The sequence below is a fragment of the Neobacillus pocheonensis genome, assembly GCF_050477905.1.
In the GTDB taxonomy this organism is placed as follows: Bacteria; Bacillota; Bacilli; order Bacillales; family Cytobacillaceae; genus Neobacillus; species Neobacillus pocheonensis_A.
Map to the genome: position 1 here is coordinate 35,206 of NZ_JBCNAD010000007.1, position 23,487 is coordinate 58,692.

At 37.6% G+C, this 23,487-nt stretch carries 29 protein-coding genes; 20 read left to right on the top strand and 9 right to left on the bottom strand.

The annotated features are described in order from the left end of the window. The first annotated feature begins 28 nt into the window (after positions 1 to 28). Both ABES02_RS03005 and ABES02_RS03010 read left to right on the top strand, forming a co-directional pair. Positions 29 to 484 (top strand): TlpA disulfide reductase family protein, encoded by a 456-nt coding sequence (locus ABES02_RS03005; protein WP_430130546.1) that lies wholly within the window; start codon positions 29 to 31, stop codon positions 482 to 484. A gap of 204 nt (positions 485 to 688) precedes the next feature. After that, positions 689 to 1,504, top strand: a complete 816-nt coding sequence (locus ABES02_RS03010; RefSeq protein ID WP_430130548.1) for a DUF4349 domain-containing protein — start codon at positions 689 to 691, stop codon at positions 1,502 to 1,504. Between the two features lie 40 nt (positions 1,505 to 1,544). Here the strand turns inward: ABES02_RS03010 and rnjA are convergent, their stop codons facing one another. Then, the gene (rnjA, locus tag ABES02_RS03015) at positions 1,545 to 3,212 is read right to left on the bottom strand and encodes a ribonuclease J1 (protein WP_430130551.1); all 1,668 of its coding nucleotides are present in this window, start codon (positions 3,210 to 3,212) and stop codon (positions 1,545 to 1,547) included. Positions 3,213 to 3,215: 3 nt separating this feature from the next. Next, positions 3,216 to 3,425 carry a DNA-dependent RNA polymerase subunit epsilon gene (locus ABES02_RS03020; protein WP_430130554.1) on the bottom strand — a complete coding sequence of 70 codons (210 nt, stop codon included), beginning with the start codon at positions 3,423 to 3,425 and terminating at the stop codon, positions 3,216 to 3,218. Between the two features lie 498 nt (positions 3,426 to 3,923). Here ABES02_RS03020 and ABES02_RS03025 point away from each other — a divergent pair, with 498 nt between their 5' ends. After that, positions 3,924 to 4,820 carry a DMT family transporter gene (locus ABES02_RS03025; protein ID WP_430130556.1) on the top strand — a complete coding sequence of 299 codons (897 nt, stop codon included), beginning with the start codon at positions 3,924 to 3,926 and terminating at the stop codon, positions 4,818 to 4,820. 27 nt (positions 4,821 to 4,847) lie between these two features. After that, entirely contained in the window at positions 4,848 to 5,618 is a 771-nt protein-coding gene (locus tag ABES02_RS03030) for a Cof-type HAD-IIB family hydrolase (protein WP_430130559.1), read from the top strand. Between the two features lie 28 nt (positions 5,619 to 5,646). Here the strand turns inward: ABES02_RS03030 and def are convergent, their stop codons facing one another. Next, positions 5,647 to 6,201, bottom strand: a complete 555-nt coding sequence (gene def, locus ABES02_RS03035) for a peptide deformylase (protein WP_430130562.1) — start codon at positions 6,199 to 6,201, stop codon at positions 5,647 to 5,649. A gap of 159 nt (positions 6,202 to 6,360) precedes the next feature. Here def and ABES02_RS03040 point away from each other — a divergent pair, with 159 nt between their 5' ends. The 6 genes from ABES02_RS03040 (at position 6,361) to ABES02_RS03065 (ending at position 12,659) form a co-directional block, all read left to right on the top strand. Next, positions 6,361 to 7,023, top strand: a complete 663-nt coding sequence (locus ABES02_RS03040) for a YkyA family protein (protein ID WP_430130565.1) — start codon at positions 6,361 to 6,363, stop codon at positions 7,021 to 7,023. A 381-nt stretch (positions 7,024 to 7,404) separates the two neighbouring features. Next, positions 7,405 to 8,520, top strand: a complete 1,116-nt coding sequence (gene pdhA, locus ABES02_RS03045; protein ID WP_430130568.1) for a pyruvate dehydrogenase (acetyl-transferring) E1 component subunit alpha — start codon at positions 7,405 to 7,407, stop codon at positions 8,518 to 8,520. 3 nt (positions 8,521 to 8,523) lie between these two features. Continuing rightward, positions 8,524 to 9,501: an alpha-ketoacid dehydrogenase subunit beta gene (locus tag ABES02_RS03050; RefSeq protein WP_430130571.1), complete on the top strand. Its 978-nt coding sequence runs from the start codon at positions 8,524 to 8,526 to the stop codon at positions 9,499 to 9,501. A gap of 78 nt (positions 9,502 to 9,579) precedes the next feature. After that, on the top strand, positions 9,580 to 10,896 hold the full coding sequence (locus ABES02_RS03055; RefSeq protein WP_430131299.1) for a dihydrolipoamide acetyltransferase family protein: 1,317 nt from the start codon (positions 9,580 to 9,582) through the stop codon (positions 10,894 to 10,896). A gap of 3 nt (positions 10,897 to 10,899) precedes the next feature. Then, complete coding sequence (gene lpdA, locus ABES02_RS03060; RefSeq protein WP_430130574.1) at positions 10,900 to 12,315, top strand: dihydrolipoyl dehydrogenase; 1,416 nt, start codon at positions 10,900 to 10,902, stop codon at positions 12,313 to 12,315. A 101-nt stretch (positions 12,316 to 12,416) separates the two neighbouring features. After that, the gene (locus ABES02_RS03065; RefSeq protein ID WP_430130577.1) at positions 12,417 to 12,659 is read left to right on the top strand and encodes a hypothetical protein; all 243 of its coding nucleotides are present in this window, start codon (positions 12,417 to 12,419) and stop codon (positions 12,657 to 12,659) included. Positions 12,660 to 12,854: 195 nt separating this feature from the next. Here ABES02_RS03065 and ABES02_RS03070 read toward each other — a convergent pair whose 3' ends face one another. Continuing rightward, positions 12,855 to 13,289, bottom strand: coding sequence for a DUF1885 family protein (locus ABES02_RS03070; protein ID WP_430130579.1), 435 nt, complete (start codon positions 13,287 to 13,289; stop codon positions 12,855 to 12,857). 161 nt (positions 13,290 to 13,450) lie between these two features. Between ABES02_RS03070 and ABES02_RS03075 the strand changes: the two genes are divergently transcribed. Both ABES02_RS03075 and ABES02_RS03080 read left to right on the top strand, forming a co-directional pair. Continuing rightward, positions 13,451 to 13,750 carry a DUF3055 domain-containing protein gene (locus tag ABES02_RS03075; RefSeq protein ID WP_430130582.1) on the top strand — a complete coding sequence of 100 codons (300 nt, stop codon included), beginning with the start codon at positions 13,451 to 13,453 and terminating at the stop codon, positions 13,748 to 13,750. Positions 13,751 to 13,915: 165 nt separating this feature from the next. After that, positions 13,916 to 14,038 (top strand): GapA-binding peptide SR1P, encoded by a 123-nt coding sequence (locus tag ABES02_RS03080; RefSeq protein WP_430130585.1) that lies wholly within the window; start codon positions 13,916 to 13,918, stop codon positions 14,036 to 14,038. 50 nt (positions 14,039 to 14,088) lie between these two features. Here ABES02_RS03080 and ABES02_RS03085 read toward each other — a convergent pair whose 3' ends face one another. Further along, positions 14,089 to 15,561 (bottom strand): aminotransferase class I/II-fold pyridoxal phosphate-dependent enzyme, encoded by a 1,473-nt coding sequence (locus tag ABES02_RS03085; RefSeq protein WP_430130588.1) that lies wholly within the window; start codon positions 15,559 to 15,561, stop codon positions 14,089 to 14,091. Between the two features lie 175 nt (positions 15,562 to 15,736). Between ABES02_RS03085 and ABES02_RS03090 the strand changes: the two genes are divergently transcribed. Together ABES02_RS03090 and ABES02_RS03095 are read left to right on the top strand one after the other, a co-directional pair. Beyond that, positions 15,737 to 16,696, top strand: a complete 960-nt coding sequence (locus ABES02_RS03090) for an NAD(P)H-dependent flavin oxidoreductase (RefSeq protein ID WP_430130591.1) — start codon at positions 15,737 to 15,739, stop codon at positions 16,694 to 16,696. Positions 16,697 to 16,736: 40 nt separating this feature from the next. Next, the gene (locus ABES02_RS03095; protein ID WP_430130594.1) at positions 16,737 to 17,009 is read left to right on the top strand and encodes a UPF0223 family protein; all 273 of its coding nucleotides are present in this window, start codon (positions 16,737 to 16,739) and stop codon (positions 17,007 to 17,009) included. A 37-nt stretch (positions 17,010 to 17,046) separates the two neighbouring features. Here the strand turns inward: ABES02_RS03095 and ABES02_RS03100 are convergent, their stop codons facing one another. Continuing rightward, a complete protein-coding gene (locus ABES02_RS03100) occupies positions 17,047 to 17,679 on the bottom strand; it encodes a YktB family protein (protein ID WP_430130597.1) in 633 nt (210 codons plus the stop codon). A gap of 179 nt (positions 17,680 to 17,858) precedes the next feature. Between ABES02_RS03100 and ABES02_RS03105 the strand changes: the two genes are divergently transcribed. Next, a complete protein-coding gene (locus ABES02_RS03105; protein WP_430130600.1) occupies positions 17,859 to 18,053 on the top strand; it encodes a hypothetical protein in 195 nt (64 codons plus the stop codon). A gap of 222 nt (positions 18,054 to 18,275) precedes the next feature. Then, the gene (locus ABES02_RS03110) at positions 18,276 to 19,076 is read left to right on the top strand and encodes an inositol monophosphatase family protein (protein ID WP_430131302.1); all 801 of its coding nucleotides are present in this window, start codon (positions 18,276 to 18,278) and stop codon (positions 19,074 to 19,076) included. Between the two features lie 26 nt (positions 19,077 to 19,102). Here the strand turns inward: ABES02_RS03110 and ABES02_RS03115 are convergent, their stop codons facing one another. Next, entirely contained in the window at positions 19,103 to 19,288 is a 186-nt protein-coding gene (locus ABES02_RS03115) for a YlaF family protein (RefSeq protein WP_430130603.1), read from the bottom strand. Positions 19,289 to 19,434: 146 nt separating this feature from the next. Here ABES02_RS03115 and typA point away from each other — a divergent pair, with 146 nt between their 5' ends. From typA to ABES02_RS03130, 3 genes are read left to right on the top strand one after another with little or no spacing between them, the layout of a single operon-like run. After that, entirely contained in the window at positions 19,435 to 21,273 is a 1,839-nt protein-coding gene (gene typA, locus ABES02_RS03120; RefSeq protein ID WP_430130606.1) for a translational GTPase TypA, read from the top strand. 16 nt (positions 21,274 to 21,289) lie between these two features. Then, entirely contained in the window at positions 21,290 to 21,604 is a 315-nt protein-coding gene (locus ABES02_RS03125; RefSeq protein ID WP_430130609.1) for a YlaH-like family protein, read from the top strand. Positions 21,605 to 21,623: 19 nt separating this feature from the next. Next, on the top strand, positions 21,624 to 21,917 hold the full coding sequence (locus tag ABES02_RS03130; RefSeq protein WP_430130612.1) for a hypothetical protein: 294 nt from the start codon (positions 21,624 to 21,626) through the stop codon (positions 21,915 to 21,917). A 38-nt stretch (positions 21,918 to 21,955) separates the two neighbouring features. On the opposite strand, the gene ABES02_RS03135 is transcribed toward ABES02_RS03130, so the two are convergent. Continuing rightward, on the bottom strand, positions 21,956 to 22,156 hold the full coding sequence (locus ABES02_RS03135; protein WP_430130615.1) for a YlaI family protein: 201 nt from the start codon (positions 22,154 to 22,156) through the stop codon (positions 21,956 to 21,958). A 169-nt stretch (positions 22,157 to 22,325) separates the two neighbouring features. Here ABES02_RS03135 and ABES02_RS03140 point away from each other — a divergent pair, with 169 nt between their 5' ends. Beyond that, positions 22,326 to 22,781 carry a pyridoxamine 5'-phosphate oxidase family protein gene (locus ABES02_RS03140; RefSeq protein ID WP_430130618.1) on the top strand — a complete coding sequence of 152 codons (456 nt, stop codon included), beginning with the start codon at positions 22,326 to 22,328 and terminating at the stop codon, positions 22,779 to 22,781. Between the two features lie 19 nt (positions 22,782 to 22,800). On the opposite strand, the gene ABES02_RS03145 is transcribed toward ABES02_RS03140, so the two are convergent. Further along, positions 22,801 to 23,391 (bottom strand): YhcN/YlaJ family sporulation lipoprotein, encoded by a 591-nt coding sequence (locus ABES02_RS03145; RefSeq protein WP_430130621.1) that lies wholly within the window; start codon positions 23,389 to 23,391, stop codon positions 22,801 to 22,803. Between the last annotated feature and the right edge of the window lie 96 nt (positions 23,392 to 23,487).

Genomic DNA, 23,487 nt, shown 5'->3' on the forward strand with positions numbered 1-23,487 from the left:
TTAGGTCTTTTTCATAGGAGGAATTTCGATGAAATTACGTGAGCCAATGCCAGAATTAACCGGAGCAACGGAATGGTTAAATAGTGAAGTAACGAAGGATGAGTTAATTGGTGACAAGCCAACCTTAATCCATTTTTGGTCGATTAGCTGCCATTTATGTAAAGAGGCAATGCCGCAGGTTAACCAATTCCGTGATGACTTTAAAGATAAACTAAACGTGGTAGCAGTTCATATGCCAAGATCGGAAAACGATTTGAACCTTGAGGAAATTAAACAAGTGGCTGCTGAACATGGCATAAACCAACCAATCTTTGTTGATAGTGAGCACAAGTTAACGGAAGCATTTGAAAATCAATATGTACCTGCTTATTATGTATTTGACCGTGAAGGAAAGCTTCGTCATTTCCAAGCAGGCGGCAGCGGAATGAAAATGCTTGAAAAGCGTGTAAACCGTGTTTTAGATGAATTGGAAAAAACTGAATAAATATCAAAGACTGTTCGTCTCTATCGGCGAGCAGTTTTTTATTGCTTCACTGTAACCTTGTCATTATTTAACCGTCCGTAATAATAAATAGAGAAAAAGGGGTGTCAAAGATTGAAAATGGTAAAAAAGATGTTCCCTATTTTTTTCATAGTTATAATGCTTGGTATTACAGGGTGTAGTTCAAATCGTTCTGAGGATGTAAAAATGAGTAAGGATGATACGGCTGCCATGGATTCAGCGCAGTCAAGTAATGGGGAGAAAGCCTCGATTTATTCTGGTGAGACAGATAATTCGAGCACTCCAAAGGAGAAATCAAAAATAGATTTACCAAACAAGATGGTAATCTATCAAGCTGATCTGCAGCTGAGGGTAAAAAAGTTTGAACAAACGATTGGAAATCTTGAAGAAAAGGCCGAAGCGTATGGCGGATACGTCGCGTCCTCTAATGTAACAAAGGAAGGCAAAGAACAGGTGAGTGGGAGTATAACCATCCGAATCCCTCAAAAGAATTTTCAAGCTTTTTTACATGACGCAGAGGGGCAGGCTGTGGAGGTCCTACAGAGAAACATTACAGGTCAGGATGTAACCGAGGAATATGTCGACCTGGAATCCAGATTAAAATCGAAGCGGCTAGTTGAAGAAAGACTATTATCATTTATGAAAACCGCAACGAAAACAGAGGATTTATTAAAAATATCCGCTGATTTAGCGGCTGTTCAAGAGGAAATTGAGACGATTGAGGGTAAAATGAAATTTTTAGAAAATCAAACTTCATTTTCAACAGTAACCATTACTCTTTTTGAGAACAAGGTTGTCGTCCCCGATATTGATAAAGACAAACTAAATACTTGGGAAAAAACGAAAAAGCAATTTATGAAAAGCACAAATACGTTATTAGCTGGTCTATCAGGTCTAGTGGTATTGATTATTGGTAATCTGCCGATTCTGGCGATCTTAGCTATTATAGGTTTCGTCGGATATCTTTATTTTCGAAGGAAGAAAAATAGTAGTAGAGAATAACAAAAGCGGAAGCCTCTTTAAAAGGCTTCCGCTTTTATTATTAAACTTCCATAATGATTGGTAAAATCATTGGTCTGCGTTTTGTTTTTTCATATAGGAAAGGCGCTAATGTGTCAGTGATTTCATTTTTGATTTCGGACCACTGACTTGTTTTTCGCTCCATAACCTTGTTTAAATGTTTAGTTATTAAACTTTGAGCATCGTTGATCAAATCGCCTGATTCTCTCATATACACAAAACCACGAGAAATGAGATCTGGTCCTGATGCAATTTTAAATTCCTTCATATTGATGCTTACAACCACTACAACTAAGCCTTCCTCTGAAAGGATTCGACGGTCACGTAATACAATATTCCCAATATCTCCTACACCGCTTCCATCAATATAAACTGAGCCTGATGGAATCTTTCCTGCAACTTGTGCAGAGTTTTCAGAAAGGGCTAATACTTCACCGTTGTCCATAATAAAGCAATTTTCTTCTTCGACACCACAGTCCACTGCAAGCTTAGCATGCATTCGCTGCATCCTGTATTCACCATGAATTGGCATGAAGAATTTAGGTTTAATTAAACGAAGCATTAATTTTTGTTCTTCTTGGCCGCCATGTCCAGAAGTATGGATATTGCTTAATTTTCCGTGAATGACGTCAGCACCGGCTCGATACAGCATGTTAATTGTTCGGCTGACACTTATCGTGTTACCAGGAATAGGAGATGAAGAAAAGACAACAGTATCTCCAGGAATGATTTGAATTTGTCTGTGTGTGCCGTTTGCTATTCTTGAAAGGGCTGCCATTGGTTCTCCCTGACTTCCCGTACAAAGAATGGTGACTTTGTCAGCAGGTAAACGATTAATTTGGTTAGCTTCAATAAAGGTTTCTTTTGGAGCACTTATATATCCTAATTCAAGGCCAATATTAATTGCAGCCTCCATGCTCCGACCAAAAACAGCTACTTTTCTGTCATTTTCTACAGCGGCCTCTACTACCTGCTGTAGCCTATGGATGTTAGATGCAAAGGTAGCAAAAATAATTCGGCCATCAACTTTACGAAAGATATCATTGATATTTTCGCCGACACGTCGTTCTGACATAGTGAAATCCGGGATTTCACTATTGGTACTATCTGAAAGTAGACATAAAACGCCTTCTTTTCCGATTTCGGCCATTTTCGTTAAATTGGCAGGTTCACCAACAGGAGTGAAATCAAATTTAAAATCACCTGTATGAACAATTTGACCTGGCGGTGTTTTGACTACTATTCCATAGGAATCAGGAATACTATGGGTAGTGCGGAAAAACGTAACAGATGTTTTTCTGAATTTAATTACGTCGTCTTCTTTTATCTCAATCAATTTTGCATTCCTTAAAAGGCCATGCTCTTCTAATTTATTTTTTATTAAACCAAGCGCCAGTTTCCCGCCGTAAATTGGTATGTTTATTTCACGCAACAAATAAGGGATACCACCGATGTGGTCCTCATGTCCATGGGTAACGAATAATCCTTTAATTTTCTCTTCATTTTTAACTAAATAGGTATAATCAGGAATGACATAATCAATACCTAATAACTCATCCTCAGGAAATTTAATTCCAGCATCAATTAAAATAATTTCATCCTGGAATTGAACTGCATAAGTGTTTTTGCCAATTTCTCCTAAACCACCCAGGGCAAAAACAGCAGTTTGATCATTTTTTACAAATTTCATAAATTATATCTCCAATACTTTAAAGTCTTCATTTTGTTTTTCATATTCTAAATAAGCGCCACTAACTTCTTGTACAAGCTCAACGTTATATCCACGGTCGGCAATTTTTTTACGAACATCACGAACGGATTCACCCTCAATATAAAGAGTTTTAGTGTTCTCTCTAACTGGTACTTGCTTAATACTTTCTTGGTAGTAAACTTTAAATAGCATAACTATATCGCTCCTCACTAAATCATAGCTTTTTCTATTATATAAAACATTTTCATCTTTTTCATTTATTTTCTTAGAAAACCCTTAGGCTTATTGTGAAAAGTATGTAAAAAAAGAATCTGTTTTTACAATTTACAATAATGAAGGAGCCCTTCGCAAGTTTGAAGGGCTCAAAAAATTTAGGCAATAGATTTTTTTCTCAGTAAATCTTTCCACTGTTTTAAGAGCTTTTTCCTTAGCTTCTTTAACATAGTGGATCATCTCCTTACTTCTTATTTTAAACAATCCTTGTCCAATGTAAAGCAAGCAATGGTAGATAATTGAAATTTTTTTAAATGATCGTTTTTTTACTACTATTATATGATTAAAACGCTGATTCTTTCATGGTTAAACATGGAATTAATTGTGAAAACAAATTGACAATTAAAATGAGAAGGTTTAGTGTTTTAAAGGGATAAACTAAGGAGACAACAAGAATAGGAAGAGGATTTAAGAGAAATGGGAAGATTATATTCAGCTTTGATTGGATTAAGCCTTATTTGGGGGACATCCTTTTTATTCATAAAAATACTCTTATCATCAATGGGACCTGAAAACATCGTACTTGGCCGCTCCCTTTTTGGAACTATTATACTTTTACTGATCATTTTATTAAAAAAGAAAATAACGAACCTTAAAAAACTTCCTTGGACTAAAATATTCGTTGTTGCTTTGACCAATAACGCACTTCCATGGTTTTTAATTTGTTCAAGTGAAACAAAACTAACCTCTAGTATGGCTTCGATTATTAATGCTACTACACCTATTTGGACTTTAATAATTGGCTTTTTCTTCTTTTCTTCCTCACTAAGAAAAAGTCAATGGATTGGCATTTTAGTTGGCTTTATGGGAATCTTTGTTTTATCTGGCATTAAATTAGGTGATTTTTACTCAGGACATATTTCCGGCATTCTACTTATGACTGGTGCCACTCTTTCTTATGGATTGGCTTCACACCTAACAAAAAAGCATTTAACCCAGTTATCGGTGCTTGAAACATCCTTTTTTACTCTATTATTTTCCACTATTATAAGCTTTTTTGTCATATTATTTATGAATCCAAGGTCACTGTCTTCTTTTTTAACTATTGAAACGGTCGGATCTTTTATTGGTTTAGGAGCACTTGGTTCTGGGGTAGCATATTTGCTATTTTATTATCTCGTTAAGAAAGGCAGTCCGGAATTTGCTTCTCTGGTGACCTATCTTGTTCCAATTTCCGCCCTATTATGGGGTACCATATTATTAAATGAGGAAATACATCTATCAATGGTTTTAGGATTAATTGTGATTTTTATTGGTGTATACATTTCCTCTCTCAAACCTAAGGAAAAATCAAAAGAATCACATGCAGCATAGATGTTTGCTTAAAGGAGTTTGTGAGTTATGAAAAAAATAGTCTTTTTTGACATTGATGGGACATTACTTGATCACGAGAAAAATCTACCGCTCAGCACAAAAAGAGCAATCCAATTATTAAAGGAAAACGGAGTTTTTGTTGCTATCGCAACGGGAAGGGCTCCTTTCATGTTCGAAAGCTTGCGCGAGGAGCTCGACGTGGATTCCTTTGTAAGCTTCAATGGCCAATATGTGGTCTTTGAGAATAAAGTGATTTATGAAAATCCCTTACATGAGATAGGGATTGAGAAACTCTATCAGGATGCCCTAATGAATAAGCATCCACTCGTCTTTATGAACGAAAAAACAATGAAGGCAAGTGTGCAGCATCATCGCTTTATTGAGACCAGTATGGGTAGTCTTAACTTTTTACATCCTGAGGAAGATGCTCGCTTTTACGTAAATAGAAAACTATATCAATCATTACTTTTTTGTGAAAGTCAAGATGAACCACTGTACTTTGATGCTTACCCGGAATTTGATTTTATACGATGGCACCCATATTCAGTGGATGTCTTGCCAAAAGGCGGCTCAAAAGCCGAGGGAATAAAAAAAATGATTGAACAATTAGGATTTGAATTAAAGGATGTCTATGCCTTCGGAGACGGTTTGAATGATTTAGAAATGCTGAAAGAAGTAGGGACAGGAGTGGCTATGGGAAACGGAGTTCCTGAAGCAAAAAAATTGGCAGATATAATCACTTCGGACGTTTCCAATGATGGTATTTGGAACGGATTAAAAGAACTTCAATTAATATAACAAAAACTCGCCAAGCGGCGAGTTTTTGTTATCTTTCAATGGGAATTGCTCCTTGAATCTCTTTTAGAGGTTCCTGTTTATCGATATGGTCATAAAACATTACACCATTTAAATGATCAATTTCGTGTTGAAAACAAATAGCTGGAAGTCCTTTTAAGCGAAGCTTAACCTCTTCACCGGTATGAGTTATTCCTTTTACAGTAACTCTCGCATACCTCGGAACGTAACCAGGAATAGCCTCGTCCACTGAAAGACAGCCTTCACCTGACGTTAAATAAGCCATTTCAACAGAGTGGCTGATAATTTTTGGATTAAATAAGGCATAACTATAAAGAGTTCCCTTATCGTCCATGAGATGAACAGCAATCATCCGTTTAGACACATTAATTTGAGGGGCTGCCAAACCGATTCCAGGACGCAATCCGTATTGATAGGCAATTTCGGGATTTTGGCTGTTGATGACGTATTCTAACAGACTAAGTAAAATTTTTGTATCCTCTTTAGATGGCGGCATTTGTACTTCAGCAGCCACTTTTCTTAGAGTAGGATGGCCATCTCGAATGATATCCTCCATCGTTAACATAAACCTTCACTCCTGATTTTAATTATAATTAAGTCCAACATTAGTCTATCAAACAATGTAGAAAATGTTAACAATTGATTATGAAAACAACCACTTTATATTGTCAAACCAACTAAGTACCGATATAGTAGGAAATGGTATAGATAGGAGGTTCCAATAATGTTTTTTTCTGGAAAATATAAGTTTTTATTAATGTTAATAGCAATATTTTTATTAGCATCAGGGTGCAGTAATAAAAAATCATCCGTAGAGAAGATGTATGATGTGTTAGAAAATGTAGTATCGAAAGAAAAGGGATTTGAAGAACAACAAGAACCACTTGTTTCATTAGAAAAGAAAGAAAAAGAACTATATGATAAGATCATTGGTCTTGGGATGAAAGAATACGACGAGATTGTAAAGCTCTCCGATGAAGCAATAGCTCTTGCCAATCAACGGCAAGAACATATGGAAAAAGAAACAAAGAGCATGAAGGAATCTGAAAAAGAGTTTAAAAAAGTAACTGATATTAAAGATGGGTTAGAAGATCCAGCACTAAAAAAATTAGCAAATGAACTTTATGTGATTATGATTGAAAGATACAAGGCCCATGATGATCTTTACACGGAATATTCAGAGGCATTAAAGGATGATAAACAATTATATGAAATGTTTAAGGATAAGAATCTGCCCTTAGAAGACCTTGAAGGACAGGTAAATAAACTAAATGATTTGTATAAAAAGGTTTTTGATACTAATGAAAAATTTAATAAGCTAACTGAACAATATAATGAAAAGAAACTTGCTTTTTATAAAAAGGCTGAATTAAATACAAACAAATAACCACTTAAAATAAAGAATCGGCCTATGGTCGATTTTTTTCTATATTATAACAATAATTAAAAATAGTGAAATTATATATAACAGTTTAACAGTGAATATTAGTACAGGGATAAAAAGTGTAACGACTATTATTAACTTGTTTGTGGTGAAAAATTATTATGCAAAGGATTTGACGCTTTAAAATGATTGGTGTAAACTCATATTGTGATAAATAATTGTATCAATAAAGTTACATAAAATAATGATACAGAATAAGATAGTGGTAGGATAAAAAAATGATGTCACTTTCACATCAGGCTTTTATTCGTGTTTTTTGGGTAATCTAACTTAGTGGATTTTATTTTTTATTTATCTTTTATCTAGAAAGGAAGATGTGACCAAATGGCTTCAAAACTTAAGAACGCCCAGCTCGATGCGAAAAAAGCACTCGAGACAGTAGAAAATCAATTTGAAACTCTTCAAATATTAAACGAAGAAGGCGAAGTCGTTAATGAGGCGGCAATGCCAGAGCTAACGGATGACCAACTTCAGGAATTAATGCGCCGCATGGTTTATACACGAATTCTTGACCAACGATCTATATCGTTAAATCGACAAGGAAGATTAGGATTCTATGCACCAACTGCTGGTCAAGAAGCGTCCCAATTAGCATCCCAGTTTGCCCTTGAAAAAGAAGATTTTATTTTACCAGGCTATCGTGATGTTCCGCAATTAATCTGGCATGGATTACCATTATATCAAGCATTTTTATTTTCTCGTGGACACTTCCAAGGAAACCAAATTCCTGAGGGTGTGAATGTTCTTTCGCCACAAATTATTATCGGGGCACAGTATGTTCAAACTGCCGGTGTTGCCTTAGGATTTAAAAAGAGCGGTAAGAAAGCTGTTGCCATTACCTACACAGGTGACGGTGGTGCTTCGCAAGGGGATTTCTATGAAGGAATTAACTTTGCGGGGGCATTTAAAGCACCAGCCATTTTTATTGTTCAAAATAACCGTTTTGCGATTTCGACTCCTGTAGAAAAACAATCAGCAGCAAAAACGATTGCTCAAAAGGCGGTTGCGGCTGGTATTCCAGGTGTTCAAGTTGACGGTATGGATCCATTAGCTGTATATGCAGCGGTTCATGACGCTCGTGAACGTGCTGTTAATGGTGAAGGGCCAACATTAATTGAAACATTAACTTACCGATATGGTCCACATACAATGGCCGGAGATGATCCTACTCGCTATCGTACGGCTGATTTAGATAATGAATGGGAAAAGAAAGATCCGTTAGTTCGTTTCCGTAAGTTCCTTGAAAAGAAGGGCCTTTGGAGCGAAGAAAAGGAAAATCAAGTTATTGAACAAGCAAAAGAGGATATCAAAGAGGCAATTAAAAAAGCGGACGCAGCACCAAAACAAAAGGTTACCGACCTCATGTCCATCATGTTTGAAGAAATGCCTTCTAACTTAAAAGAACAGTATGAAATTTATAAAGCAAAGGAGTCGAAGTAAGTCATGGCTCAAATGACAATGATTCAAGCTATTACCGATGCACTGCGCACGGAACTGCGCAAAGACCCCAATACATTAGTTTTTGGTGAAGACGTAGGTGTTAACGGTGGTGTTTTCCGTGCAACGGAAGGCTTACAAAAAGAATTTACCGAGGACCGAGTATTTGATACTCCTCTTGCAGAATCTGGTATCGGTGGATTGGCGATTGGTTTGGCGCTGACTGGATACCGACCAATCCCTGAGATTCAATTCTTTGGATTTGTTTTCGAAGTAATGGATTCGATTGCCGGCCAAATGTCTCGTATGCGCTACCGTTCAGGCGGCCGTTACAACATGCCAATAACTGTACGTTCTCCTTTTGGCGGCGGTGTTCATACACCTGAAATGCACTCAGATAGCTTGGAAGGTTTAATGGCACAAACTCCGGGATTAAAGGTCGTTGTTCCTTCCACACCATATGATGCAAAAGGATTATTACTTTCTTCCATTCGTGATAATGACCCAGTCATTTTCCTTGAGCATTTAAAACTATATCGTGCTTTCCGTCAAGAAGTTCCTGAAGAAGAGTATACTATTCCTCTTGGAAAAGCTGATGTGAAGCGTGAAGGTACAGATTTATCCATTATTACTTATGGTGCGATGGTTCATGAATCATTAAAAGCGGCAGATGAATTAGCAAAAGAGGGACATTCTGTTGAGGTAGTTGATTTACGTACTATTAGCCCGCTTGATATCGAAACGATCATTACTTCTGTTGAAAAAACAGGTCGAGCTATCGTTGTTCAAGAGGCTCAAAAGCAAGCAGGTGTTGCTGCGAACGTTGTAGCTGAGATCAATGACCGGGCAATTTTAAGCCTTGAAGCACCAGTATTGCGTGTTGCTGCAGCTGATACAATCTATCCTTTCTCACAAGCAGAATCAGATTGGTTGCCAAACTACAAAGACGTAATTGAAACAGCTAAAAAAGTATTATCATTCTAATAGAGAATTTTCAGAAATCTATAAACAATAGGAGGATGAATCCAAGTGAGCGCAACCGCAACCACATTTCAATTTAAAATGCCTGACATTGGTGAAGGTATTCATGAAGGTGAAATCGTCAAATGGTTCATCAAACCGGGCGATAAAGTTCAAGAAGATGACGTACTTTGCGAAATACAAAATGATAAGGCGGTAGTTGAAATTCCCTCGCCTGTTGAAGGAACCGTATTAGAGGTTTTAGTTGGAGAGGGAACCGTAGCAACTGTCGGACAGGTGCTTGTTACCTTTGATGCTCCAGGATATGAAAACTTGCAATTTAAAGGTGATCATGGTGATGAGGGGCCTGCTCAAGTTGAAGCGGCTGCACCAATGCCTGAATCAAAGCCAGAAGCAGCACCTCAGACAGTACCTGCAGCGGCCGTTGTTCCTGCTCAGCCTCAAGCGGAGGTTGATCCAAATCGCCGCATCATCGCAATGCCATCAGTAAGGAAATACGCCCGAGATAAAGGTGTAGAGATTGCATTAGTTGCTGGTACTGGGAAAAATGGCCGGATAATGATAGCGGATATTGATACCTTCTTATCTGGCGGAGCGCAAACTGCAGCACCTCAAGCGGCAAATGTTGCTGAAACTCAAGCAGAGGCTCCAAAAGTTGAAACGGCAAAAGCAGCAACTCCAATTCCACAAGGTGAATATCCTGAAACTCGTGAAAAAATGAGCGGAATTCGGAAGGCTATTGCAAAAGCTATGGTTAATTCTAAGCACACCGCTCCACATGTAACATTAATGGACGAAGTGGATGTTACCAAACTCGTTGCACACCGAAAGAAATTTAAAGAAGTGGCTGCAGCTAAAGGCATCAAGCTTACATTCTTGCCATACATCGTAAAAGCCTTAACAAGTGCATTACGTGAATTCCCGGCACTGAATACATCACTTGATGATGCAACAAGTGAAATAATTCATAAGCATTACTTCAACATTGGAATTGCGGCTGACACAGAAAAAGGCTTATTAGTTCCAGTTGTAAAAGATGCAGATCGTAAGTCAGTTTTCTCTATTTCTAATGATATCAATGAATTAGCAACCAAAGCCCGTGATGGCAAACTTGCTCCGGATGAAATGAAGGGCGCGTCATGCACGATTTCAAATATTGGATCTGCAGGCGGACAATGGTTTACGCCGGTTATTAATCACCCTGAAGTAGCTATTTTAGGTGTTGGAAGAATTGCAGAAAAACCGATTGTTAGAGACGGAGAAATTGTTGCTGCACCAGTATTAGCACTTTCATTAAGCTTTGATCATCGTATGATCGACGGTGCTACAGCGCAGAATGCAATAAATCACATTAAACGATTGTTGAACGATCCAGAACTATTGTTAATGGAGGCGTAATAAATGGTAGTTGGAGATTTCCCGATAGAAACAGATACTATTGTCATTGGTGCAGGTCCCGGAGGATATGTCGCAGCCATTCGTGCGGCACAGCTAGGACAAAAGGTTACCATAGTGGAAAAAGAATATGTTGGCGGAGTTTGTTTAAATGTAGGCTGTATCCCTTCAAAAGCATTGATAGCAGCGAGTCACCGGTACGAAACAGCCAAACATTCTGAAAGCTTTGGGATTACAGCTGAAAATGTTAAAGTTGACTTTTCGAAGGTTCAAGAATTTAAATCTGGTATTGTAAACAAGTTAACTGGCGGTGTCGAAGGCTTATTAAAAGGAAATAAAGTAACGATAGCTCGTGGTGAAGCTTACTTTGTGGATGCGAATACCCTTCGCGTCATGGATGAAAATTCTGCACAAACGTATACCTTTAAAAATGCCATTATCGCGACAGGTTCTCGTCCAATTGAGCTTCCTGCTTTCAAATATTCGAAACGAGTTCTTAATTCTACAGGTGCACTTAATTTAAATGATATTCCCGAAAAAATCGTTGTTATTGGCGGCGGAGTAATCGGAATTGAACTTGGCGGTGCATACGCAAACTTTGGCAGTCAGGTAACTGTATTAGAGGGTGCGGATGAAATTTTAGGTCTTGGCGTTTTTGATAAGCAAATGGCTGCACTCGTTAAGCGAACTATGAAGAAAAAAGGTGCAGAATTCTATACTAAAGCATTAGCTAAGGGTGTAGAAGAAACAGAAAATGGTGTAGTTGTCACTTTTGAAACAAAAGGCGAAGAGAAGAAAATCGAAGCTGACTACGTATTTGTCATGGTTGGCCGCCGTCCAAACACTGATGAAATGGGCTTGGAACAAGTAGGTGTGAAATTAAGTGACAGAGGTTTAATTGAAATTGACAAACAATGTCGAACAAATATAAGCAATATATTTGCAATTGGAGATGTAGTTGCTGGACCTCAATTAGCACATAAGGCATCCTATGAAGCTAAAATTGCCGCAGAGGCGATTGCCGGTCACTCTTCAGAAATTGATTATTTAGGCATACCTGCAGTCGTTTTCTCTGACCCAGAATTAGCTTCTGTGGGTTATACGGAATCACAAGCAAAAGAAGAAGGCATAGATGTAATTGCTGCTAAATTCCCATTCGCGGCAAACGGGCGTGCTTTATCACTCGATAGCGGTGATGGCTTCTTAAAATTAATTACTCGTAAAGAAGACGGCCTTGTAATTGGGGCGCAAATTGCCGGTGCTAGCGCTTCAGATATGATTGCTGAACTTGGTCTTGCCATCGAAGCAGGAATGACTGCTGAAGACCTTGCAATGACCATTCATGCCCATCCGACGCTTGGCGAAATAACAATGGAAGCGGCTGAAGTAGCTCTTGGTAGTCCGATCCATATAATCAAATAAAAAGTAAAATAAAGTCCTATTCCTTGTAATAAAAAGGAAAGGACTTTATTTTTTTTTGGCGAATAAATATATAGATAAATGCAATTTGTGTGGTGATAAATATGAGGGTCTATGTTGTCATGATGCTGCAATTTATCATTTGGAGTGGTTATACATTAATTGAATGGCTATCAAAGCATGATCAGTTAGTTTATAAAGTAATTATGTTTTTTGTATTTTTTTATTTGGCTTTTTTAATAGGTAATCAGGTAACCCGGTCTGCGCGTAAAACGCTATTCCTTACCTCTTTAAGTTTAGTCATCTATACTTCCATCCATTATACAATGGCCCTTTTTACCCATTAGGGCTCTTTTCGTAAACTTTGCCGCTTTTGGAACTTAATAAGGTTCATTTACAAAGTTTCTAGGCAATTTTCGCAAAATGTTCTTACGAAAAGATGCCACGATGCTTCTAGATATACGGGTTGATAAACTTATACGAAAAACAACAATCTATGCGAAAATAGCCTTCATTAAAAAAAGCCCCATTAGGGAGCTTTTTTATTTTCTTGGATAGTAATACATGATTCTTTCATTAAAAAGGTGTAGTTCTCCTTGAAGTTTCTTCGCCAAGAATTTACAAAATTCATTTGCTTTTCCTTTATCTCCAAAGGTGGACTGTTCAGGTAAAGTAACTTGGATGTACATTTGTTCTCTTTCTTGCCCATTTTCGTCTCGAATAGTTTCCTTATCGATTCCTGTTAAAATTGCATAGTAGCGCTCGTGGTCAGAGTGTAAATAAAACCACTTGCCTTTTCCGTCTACGGTCTCCTTAATTTCATATGGAAAAGCATTTTCTCCGTACTGCCAGTTTAATTGATCACCGGTTTTAGCAGTAATATTCTTATAGTAATGAAAAAATTCTTTTAACTCTTCAATAGTTATCGTTTGCTTTGCAGATGAAGGCACAAGCTTAATAAATGCGTTTTCAGCCATCATCATTCCCCCTCACTAGTCCGATATGTATGCCCCTTCTATTCTAGCATTGAACAAAAAGTGATGACAACACTTACAAATAAATTGTCAAGATTTCTTGTCTTTTTTTAAAATATAAATTATAATAATATTCTAAATATTAAATGAAAAGGAGGAGTAAAATGGAATTATTTGATAAGCTCTATGATGAGCATGAAAACGCTAAAGTGAGGTTTATTGGCTTTACAACAGAACATACTCGTTACGACTTTGGTATTATTTACACAACTATGTTTTTCGGAAAACCTCTTGTCATCTGCATGCAAACCGGCCGTTCAACTCTCCTCGACCCCAAAGATATTGAAGATATTGATTACCTTCAAACTGTATTCCGTATCCCAGATAAACAACAAGCATCTGATTTGGCTGAGTTCTTTAGTGAAGCACTACCTGCTATACCGTTTGTCACTCAATATGAATAAAGAGTATAAAAAAGGCCTTTAAAGGTCTTTTTTTATGCTATTTTTTTAAATGTGACATACAAATTAGGCTTGAAAAATTAAATGTGATATATTATTATTGTCTTAGGGATATTTAAACGCTTTCAATAAGGGTCAATATTAATTAATGAAAAGGGGATTGGACAGATGGGAACACTTGTATGTCAAACTTGTAACTCTACTATTGATCATTTTGAAGATGAAAAAGTAACAGTACTTTATTCTAAATGCAATTGCTGCGAAGAACAGCATAACCACGAAGAAGCATAATTGTTTTTTGATAAAATAAAACAGGATTCCTTGTAGGGAATCCTGTCTTTTTATTTAATGGCTTTATATTCTTTTATGACATGAATCGTTTTGATTTCGTCATCCTCCGGCCCTTGAACAGGCAGGCCGACTTCCAGGTTTTTCTTGATATAATGAAGGTTTTCCTTCGTAATGATTTCTCCAGGAATAAAGATTGGGATCCCAGGTGGATATACCATCACAAATTCTGCAATAATCCTTCCTTCGGATTCATCAAAAGGAATTACTTCTGTATCCGAATAAAATGCATCTCGAGGTGTTAAGGCAAGCACAGGAATTTCAGGAAGAAGAACTTCAACTGGTTCCACTTTTTCAGCACGGTGCTTACATTCTTCAGCAAGATCTTTCATAGCTGATACTAAGAGGTCTGCTTCATATTCTGTGTCCCCTAGAGAGATAATACAAAGAATGTTATAAAGGTCAGATAATTCAACTTCAATGTTATGCTTTTCTCTCAGCCATTTTTCTACTTCAAAACCTGTTAGCCCTAAATCTTTAACAGAAATAATCAACTTGGTGGGGTCAAAATCAAAGGTTGCTTTTGAACCCAAAATTTCTTCGCCAACACAATGCAGATTGTCAATTTCGTTTATTCTTTTGCGAATAGATTGGGCAACGTCAATTGTTTTATCAATCAATTCCCTCCCTTTAGTTGCTAATTGCTTACGAGCAACATCAAGAGAAGCAAGCAATAAATAGGAAGTAGAAGTTGTTGTCAGCATGCTTAGAATGGATTGAACGTGTTTAACAGATACTAGTCCTTCTTTCACGTTAAGAATGGAGCTTTGTGTCATGGAACCGCCAAGTTTATGAACACTTGTCGCAGCCATATCTGCTCCAGCCTGCATGGCCGATAAGGGCAAATCCTCATGGAAATGAATATGAACGCCATGTGCTTCATCAACAAGAACAGGAACATCATAGGAATGGGCAATTTCGACGATTTTCTTTAAATCTGCAGAGATGCCAAAGTAGGTAGGGTTTATAACCAGTACTCCCTTTGCATCAGGGTGCTGTTCAAGTGCTCTTTCAACAGCGTCATTTGTAATGCCATGGGAAATTCCTAATTCCATATCGATTTCCGGATGAATAAATACAGGGATAGCTCCAGAAAAAACAATCGCTGACATAACAGATTTATGAACATTCCTTGGAACGATAATCTTTTCTCCAGGACCACAAACGGCCATTACCATTGTCATAATTGCTCCGCTTGTTCCTTGGACCGAGAAAAATGTATGATCGGCGCCAAAAGCTTCAGCTGCAAGGTCCTGGGCCTGTTTAATCATTCCTTTTGGGGAATGCAGATCATCAAGTGGTCCAATATTAATTAAGTCTATAGAGAGGGCATTATCTCCAATAAAATTTCGAAATTCAGGGTCAATTCCTGCTCCTTTTTTATGGCCGGGAATATGGAATTGGATCGGATTTCTTTTTGCATGCGCTAATAACCCGCTAAATAACGGTGTTTGATTTTGTGACAATTTATAACCACACCTCTTTATCTAAAAAATACTCATTTTATCTTTAGGCAAACAAAAGCATTATAGCACTTATCTCTTACCTTGCATAGGATTTAATTTAGTTTTCCTTTAAGACAGGAAAATTACCCTTTTAGGACGAAATAAGAAAGAATCAAATTATTAGGAGGAAGTTAAATTGAATTGGCAAACGAGGGTAACAGACATTCTCAACATTCGATATCCGATTATTCAAGGGGGACTGGCGTATTTAGCTTACTCTGATTTGGCAGCTGCAGTGTCCAATGCCGGAGGTCTTGGACAAATTACGGCCATGTCTTTAGAAAATCCGGAACTGTTAAGGGAAGAAATTAGGAGAGTGAAACAATTAACTGATAATCCCTTTGGTGTTAATTTCGCAATTGGGCAGCATGGCAGGCCGTTCTCTGAGTTCCTGCAGGTTGCCATTGATGAAGAGGTACCTGTCGTTTCGATGACTGGCGGTAATCCTGCACCCATTTTTGAACAATTAAAGGGAACATCTATTAAAACTCTTGTCCTTGTTGCTGCCAGAAGACAGGCAGTTAAAGCAGAAGAGCTTGGCGCTGATGCGGTCATGGTTGTAGGGCAGGAAGGTGGTGGACACCTCGGTCGTGATGACGTTGGAACAATGGTATTAATTCCGCAGGTGGTGGACAGCGTTTCCATCCCAGTCATTGCATCCGGGGGAATTGGTGACGGCAGAGGGCTGATGGCTGCGCTCAGTTTGGGTGCTGAAGGAATTGAAATGGGTACAAGGTTTATTGCCACAAAAGAATGTGTTCATGCTAACGAGGTATATAAACAGGCGCTAATAAGAGGTACAGAGGCGGACACTGTTGTCATTAAGAGAACACTAGGCGCGCCTGCACGGGCCGTTTTGAATAGCTGGACTGAAAAAATCCTTGAAATTGAAAAAAATAAAGGTGAGTATGAACAATTAAAAGATTTCATTAGTGGGATAGCCAATAAACGTTACATATATGATGGCGCTGTCGATGAAGGGTTTGCATGGGCTGGGCAGGTTATGGGCCTCATTAAAGATGTTCCAACAGTATCTGAACTATTTGAACGAATGATAACTGAATCGGAACAAATTCGTGCTAAATGGGGAAAATAAGGTATGATACTCTTGAAGAAACAAGTAAGAAGGTGAGTGAATGGAGTACCAATACCCGATTGATTATAACTGGTCAACTGATGAAATCGTTGACGTTATTAACTTTTTTGAAGCAATTGAAAGAGCTTACGAAAAGGGAATCGAACGTGATGAAGTAATGATGCATTATCGCCGTTTTAAAGAAATTGTCCCTAGCAAGGCAGAAGAGAAAACAATTTGTGGAGAATTTGAAGAAATCAGCGGTTATTCATCCTATCGGACAATGAAGAAAGCAAAAGAAGCATCATCTGGAGATAGAATATTGATGAGGTAAATAAGAGAAGCTCCCGAACCATGTTCAGGAGCTTTTTCTATTTGATGTTCAGTGCAATTTTATATAGTGGAGCTACTTGCTTAAAAACTTCTTCGATTTTATGTACTAATCCATCAGGACCCATCTCGATTAAACTTTCCCTGTTAATTGTATACCCGCATAATAATTCTGCTTTTTTTACGTTTTGGAAACGGTCGATTAGGGATTGCAATTCTTTTTTTGACAAATTCCCGTGTATGACAGTGTCTGGTTTCATATGATCGCCAGACCAGGCATAATCCTTCGGCGTTTCTTTGAAAAGCTTGTTTATCTTTTTGGTGAATCTTTCCGCAATGATTTCTTTTTGTGGTGCTTCATAAATGATTGCAAACCAAATAAATAAATGGGTGTTCCATAAGCCAATTTGAAAATGAGGGAGCATTTTATAGCCCCTAGAATTATTTGCAAATGCGACCCAGGTGTCCTTTGGTGGATTGATGGTCCTTCTTGCGTGTTTCGCTACATGGACAAACATTTCATCTCCAGTCAGCGCAGATAAGATCGGTGCAAAATGCTGGCCTAAAACTTCCAATTTCGGACGAATCGTTTCTTTAAGTGCCTCCATTCTTGCCTCTAAACCATCTATTTTAAATACATCAAAATCCTCATTTGTAAATCCTTTGAATTCCATTTTTTTACCCCCAACCAACCATTTGTCATTTATTGTAGCATATCAGAAAAAAGACAAGAAGTTTGATGCATTTCTAGGTTAAAGCACATATTTGTTGCAACATATCAATTCGGCTCATATTATACAGTAAAAAAAATAATCTGAAAAATTAGTTAAATCTTCGAAAGGGGAGGAGAAGTGTGAAACAATTGATGAATACTTCATTAAAAAAAGCTAGTGATAAGGAAAGAACAGCTGTTTTGAGATTAGAAATGGATTATGAATTAGCGGTATTATTTGAGGCGATTGAAGAAAAGAATGAAAAGAAAATGAAAGAGTGTAAGCAAAAATTAGAAAAAATTCGCCAAGAATTATTACGATTAAAAGCTCTTTAATTTGGCATGTTCATATCTTTCTAAGGGGAAACAAGATAGAATGAAGATTAATATTGGACTCATCTAAACGAACTCCAAAAAGTGAGGGGAGTTCGTTTGTTATTGTCTGGAGATTGAATAAAAAGGAAACCCCAAAAGTTGATATGGCTTTACAATTTGATTAAGCTATAGATACGACTACATAGAAATTTTGAAAAATAATCCATTGAGATTTGGAGGGGAATCATGAATTGGGAAAGTATTTATGCCAATGCAAAAGAATGGGTAAAAGAAGCAGGGGATAGAATCCGCTCCTCCTTTAATGAGACCTTAAATATTCAGACGAAAACAAACCCAAATGATCTGGTCACGAACATGGATAAGGAAATTGAACAGTTTTTTATTGCTAAAATAAAAGAGGTATACCCAGGGGATAAAATTATGGGGGAAGAGGGATTTGGAGACAAGCTCACAAACCTTGAAGGAACTGTTTGGATAATTGATCCCATTGATGGAACGATGAACTTTATTCATCAGCAAAGGAATTTCGCGATTTCCCTCGGAGTATATGAAAATGGTGTAGGAAAAATTGGGATTATTTATGATGTGGTCCATGATGAGCTTTATCATGCTTTTAATGGAAAAGGGGCATATTTAAACGAAAAACCTATTCCTCGCTTAGAGGAAACTACCGTACAGGAATCGATTATTGCGTTGAATGCGACATGGGTAATGGAGAATCGTCGAATAGATCATAATTTAATGATACCATTAGTACGGGCTGCTAGGGGAACAAGATCATATGGAACAGCTGCCCTTGAAATGGTGTTTGTGGCTACAGGTAGAGTGGATGCCTACCTTTCGATGCGCCTATCACCATGGGATTATGCTGCTGGAGTGGTCATAATAGAGGAACTTGGCGGAAATGTTACAAATTTAAGGGGGGAAAAGCTGGACTTTCTCACCCAGGATTCCCTTTTCGCTGCCAAACCTGGTCTTCACCAGACGATACTGAAGGAATATTTAAAGGATGGAAAATGGTAAAAGAAGCCAATCGATTGGCTTCTTTTTTATAGTTTCCCGTTTTCACGCATTCTTTTTTTAGTTGAAAAGCCTAGTCCCATAATAACGATCACGGCCAATATACTTCCAATAATCCCAAGTAAGCTTTTTTCACTTATGGCAACGCCTATCCCCATAATACTTGCTGCGGCTAAAATTGCATAAATCAGTAATGGCCATTTAATGTTTTTCATTTTTTTTGCCCCTTAAATATATATTTATTTTTATTCTACATAAAATGCTTTTAGGTTTCCACATTAATTATGGTATAATGTTTTAGTTGTAAATGGGAAACTATAAATAGTTTTATTTTTTATTATAAAGGCAGGAGTGGAAATTTTTGAAAATTAGAGAAGATATTCGTAATATAGCGATTATTGCCCACGTTGACCATGGGAAAACAACCTTGGTTGACCAATTGTTAAAACAATCAGGTACATTCCGTTCGAACGAGCATGTGGAAGAGCGTGCAATGGACTCGAATGATTTAGAAAGAGAGCGCGGAATTACCATCCTCGCGAAAAATACGGCGATTCAATATAAAGATACACGAATCAATATTTTAGATACACCTGGACACGCAGACTTCGGAGGCGAAGTAGAGCGTATTATGAAAATGGTTGATGGGGTTTTACTTGTGGTTGATGCATATGAAGGCTGTATGCCGCAAACCCGTTTCGTGCTTAAGAAAGCACTTGAGCAAAACTTAACACCAATTGTGGTTGTTAATAAAATTGACCGTGATTTTGCCCGTCCAGCAGAAGTAATTGATGAAGTTATTGATTTATTTATTGAACTTGAGGCAACAGAGGACCAGCTTGAATTCCCTGTCATCTATGCTTCAGCAATAAATGGTACGGCAAGTACTGATCCAGAAAAACAAGACGAAAACATGCAATCCTTGTATGATTCCATTGTTGAGCACATTCCAGCACCAATTGATAACCGTGAAGAGCCGCTTCAATTCCAGGTAGCGCTTCTTGATTATAACGATTATGTAGGCAGAATCGGAATTGGACGCGTCTTCAGAGGAACAATGAAGGTTGGACAACAAGTAGCATTGATGAAATTAGACGGATCTGTTAAACAATTCCGTGTAACTAAGATTTTTGGTTTCTTTGGATTAAAACGAGAAGAAATTCAGGAAGCAAAAGCAGGAGATTTAATTGCTGTTTCCGGTATGGAAGATATTAATGTCGGTGAAACCGTATGTCCAGTGGAACATCAAGAAGCATTGCCAATTTTAAGAATCGATGAGCCAACACTTCAAATGACGTTTGTTGTTAATAATAGTCCATTTGCAGGAAGAGAGGGCAAGTATTTAACATCAAGAAAAATTGAGGAAAGACTTCGTGCCCAATTACAGACTGATGTTAGTTTACGTGTTGAAAATACAGATTCACCAGATGCTTGGATTGTCTCTGGCCGCGGCGAACTTCATTTATCGATTTTAATCGAAAATATGCGCCGAGAAGGATATGAGCTGCAAGTATCAAAGCCTGAAGTTATCGTAAAAGAAGTTGACGGTGTTCGTTGTGAGCCGATTGAGAGAGTACAGATTGATGTTCCAGAAGAACATACTGGTGCTGTAATGGAATCAATTGGTGCCCGTAAAGGTGAAATGCTTGATATGGTTAACAACGGGACTGGTCAAGTTCGCTTGATCTTCAATGTTCCTGCTCGTGGACTAATCGGTTATACAACAGAGTTCTTAACCATGACACGTGGTTATGGAATTATCAATCATACCTTCGATAGCTACCAGCCGATGGTACAAGGAAATGTTGGCGGCAGACACCAAGGTGTACTTGTTTCAATGGAATCTGGAAAAGCTTCCACCTATGGAATCATGCAGGTTGAAGACCGTGGTACGATTTTCGTTGAACCGGGTACAGAGATTTACGAAGGAATGATTGTCGGAGAACATACTCGTGAAAATGACTTAACAGTCAATATTACGAAGGTAAAACAAGCAACCAATGTTCGTTCAGCAAATAAAGATCAAACGTCTGTCATTAAGAAACCAAGAATAATGACATTAGAAGAATCTTTAGAGTACTTAAATGACGATGAATATTGTGAAGTAACTCCTGAATCAATTCGACTTCGAAAGAAAATTCTTGATAAAAACGAACGTGAAAAAATGGCGAAAAAGAAGAAATACGCTGAAATGAGTTAATTGAGGAGGTTTTATCGTGGATGTTGCAGAACGTCTCTCATTCTTTGCTGCCCTCTATAAAGTAAGCGAGCAACCCAAGGTTGGTATGTGGCTTTTATATTTAACAATTGTTGCTTTATCAATTGTTGTTTATAAACTGGGTTTTGCCAAAAAGCTGCCACTTGGAAAATCAATTATCATTTACATCTTTTTAGGTGTAGGATGCACAATTCTTACTTTTTTGGGAATCTTTTTGCCTGTCGCCGAGGGCTTGGTAGTCGCGGCTTTAATCTTAATTATTTATAAAATCCGCTTACACCAATCGAAGAAACAGCAAACAGAAGCAAAGTAAGTAACGGGGGTAAAACGTAATGAAATCCTTACAAGATGCACTTTATAATTGGCTTACGATTAAGATTGTCTGCGATGCACGTCCCGATGACTCAGCCGCAAAAGAAACACTTGATCTTTTCGATGATATGTTAATCTCACAGCATCATGTATCGAACATAGAGGTCACAACAGATGATGTCATGTATTATGTATCGTATCAACAGAACGGGGAAAATAAAAAAACACGGTACCCTCGTGAATTAATTGAGATTATGCTCAATCAAATTAATCAAGAGCCTGAAAAATATGAGAACTACCCAATTGAGGATTAAAAAAACACAGGGCATACTAGAGTATGCCCTGTGTTTTTTTACCAATCATCCTTCTCGGATTTGGCACGATAAAACTTGAAATTTCCAGTATCTATTCTAGCATTTGTTTTTTCTGTAATTCTCTCGCTGCAGTTTTTACACATATATGTATGAATAGGCCGATTACGGAGTCGTTTTGCTGCTAATGACTCATCTTCAATCGCTTCAATTTTATCGCATATTACACATTTTACTCTCATTAAAGCACCTCATGATTTCATTATCATAACTTATTACTTTAATTATACTATACCAGTTTAGAGTACATTAGGTAAATAAGTGTTTAAGTTGATGAAAAAAAGGGATAGTAGTAATATGAGAATATCTGTTTTGAAATAGATATTTGGAATTAATAAAGGGGTTGTAAGGATGGCAAATCAAGTGGAAGAAAGGCTGATTAAGCCTTTATATGATGAGTTGCAAAAGGAAAGGTTTGTAACGCTAGCAACAATTGATCATGAAACAGGCGGACCTAATGTAAGTTCAATATCTTGGGTGTTGGCTAAAGATGAAGGGACCATTTATTTTGCTGTGGATAATCGTTCGAGAATTCTCGAGAATATTAGGAAAAATAACAAGGTAGTCATTAATTTGATTGCTAATGAATCTACATATTCGATCTTCGGAGAAGCAACAATAAAAGAAGAGCGACTACCTGATGTTCCATTAAAGTTAGCCTTGGTGGAGATTGGTATTAAAGAAGTGAGAGATGTCATGTTTTATGGTTCAAAAATTGTCTCTGAAGTCCAATATGACAAAACATATGATAAAAATGCTGCCGAAAAATTAGATCGTCAGGTTATGGATGCGATGAAAAAAGCTTAGGAAAACCCTAAGCTTTTTTCTATTTATAATGGTTTGATTGGTCTTCCTGTTCTCTTTTAAGCTTTTTTTCTTGTTTTGGGGGAAGCTTTTTATCTGGCTTTTCAGTTGCGTTTTTCGGGCTTGGTGTAATTAAGTCACCAGGAATCTCTGGCATAAGTCGGCCGGCCACATCCGCGAGCTCCTCCATGATGCCTCGAATGGGTCTCCCTTTATTGATATCTGACTGAATTTCTTTTAAACGTTGTGTGGTATCAGCATCAGCAACGACTACTGCATTTGCTCCATATGGATCCTTTCTTAAGCTCTCGGCCACAGAATATTTAATCGACCCAACCTGGGACCGATCAATCTTGGCATTTACATCAATACCAACAATGGCGTATCTACCTAATACTACAGCAGTAGCATCATTTACATTGGGGATACTCGTAGCTAACTCGACCAATCGCTTAGATATTTGTTGACCCGTTTTACGATCGACATTATCCATGTAGCTGTTTTTTACATTCACTAACGACTGTTTTTCATTATTCGCTATTTCTTTATTTTTTTCGGTATTACATCCACTTAGGAGCAAGAAGAAAGCAAATGTCATTAAGATATACTTCATTTATACCCCACCTCCAAGATAGTCCTGTTTACAATTATTGTGCGGAACGTCTTCTATCTTTATTCCAATAAACATATATTTTACCAAAGTCCAATC

Coding starts and splice junctions, on each gene's coding strand:
- ABES02_RS03050 (WP_430130571.1), top strand. CDS start 8,524: ATGGCTCAAATGACAATGATTCAAGCTATTACCGATGCACTGCGCACG.
- ABES02_RS03135 (WP_430130615.1), bottom strand. CDS start 22,156: ATGAGAGTAAAATGTGTAATATGCGATAAAATTGAAGCGATTGAAGAT.
- ABES02_RS03080 (WP_430130585.1), top strand. CDS start 13,916: ATGGGAACACTTGTATGTCAAACTTGTAACTCTACTATTGATCATTTT.
- ABES02_RS03075 (WP_430130582.1), top strand. CDS start 13,451: ATGGAATTATTTGATAAGCTCTATGATGAGCATGAAAACGCTAAAGTG.
- ABES02_RS03140 (WP_430130618.1), top strand. CDS start 22,326: ATGGCAAATCAAGTGGAAGAAAGGCTGATTAAGCCTTTATATGATGAG.
- def (WP_430130562.1), bottom strand. CDS start 6,201: ATGTTAACGATGGAGGATATCATTCGAGATGGCCATCCTACTCTAAGA.
- ABES02_RS03100 (WP_430130597.1), bottom strand. CDS start 17,679: ATGGAATTCAAAGGATTTACAAATGAGGATTTTGATGTATTTAAAATA.
- ABES02_RS03070 (WP_430130579.1), bottom strand. CDS start 13,289: ATGGCTGAAAACGCATTTATTAAGCTTGTGCCTTCATCTGCAAAGCAA.
- ABES02_RS03030 (WP_430130559.1), top strand. CDS start 4,848: ATGAAAAAAATAGTCTTTTTTGACATTGATGGGACATTACTTGATCAC.
- lpdA (WP_430130574.1), top strand. CDS start 10,900: ATGGTAGTTGGAGATTTCCCGATAGAAACAGATACTATTGTCATTGGT.
- ABES02_RS03010 (WP_430130548.1), top strand. CDS start 689: ATGAGTAAGGATGATACGGCTGCCATGGATTCAGCGCAGTCAAGTAAT.
- ABES02_RS03065 (WP_430130577.1), top strand. CDS start 12,417: ATGAGGGTCTATGTTGTCATGATGCTGCAATTTATCATTTGGAGTGGT.
- ABES02_RS03005 (WP_430130546.1), top strand. CDS start 29: ATGAAATTACGTGAGCCAATGCCAGAATTAACCGGAGCAACGGAATGG.
- ABES02_RS03020 (WP_430130554.1), bottom strand. CDS start 3,425: ATGCTATTTAAAGTTTACTACCAAGAAAGTATTAAGCAAGTACCAGTT.
- ABES02_RS03145 (WP_430130621.1), bottom strand. CDS start 23,391: ATGAAGTATATCTTAATGACATTTGCTTTCTTCTTGCTCCTAAGTGGA.
- ABES02_RS03115 (WP_430130603.1), bottom strand. CDS start 19,288: ATGAAAAACATTAAATGGCCATTACTGATTTATGCAATTTTAGCCGCA.
- ABES02_RS03040 (WP_430130565.1), top strand. CDS start 6,361: ATGTTTTTTTCTGGAAAATATAAGTTTTTATTAATGTTAATAGCAATA.
- ABES02_RS03095 (WP_430130594.1), top strand. CDS start 16,737: ATGGAGTACCAATACCCGATTGATTATAACTGGTCAACTGATGAAATC.
- ABES02_RS03130 (WP_430130612.1), top strand. CDS start 21,624: ATGAAATCCTTACAAGATGCACTTTATAATTGGCTTACGATTAAGATT.
- rnjA (WP_430130551.1), bottom strand. CDS start 3,212: ATGAAATTTGTAAAAAATGATCAAACTGCTGTTTTTGCCCTGGGTGGT.
- ABES02_RS03025 (WP_430130556.1), top strand. CDS start 3,924: ATGGGAAGATTATATTCAGCTTTGATTGGATTAAGCCTTATTTGGGGG.
- pdhA (WP_430130568.1), top strand. CDS start 7,405: ATGGCTTCAAAACTTAAGAACGCCCAGCTCGATGCGAAAAAAGCACTC.
- ABES02_RS03055 (WP_430131299.1), top strand. CDS start 9,580: ATGCCTGACATTGGTGAAGGTATTCATGAAGGTGAAATCGTCAAATGG.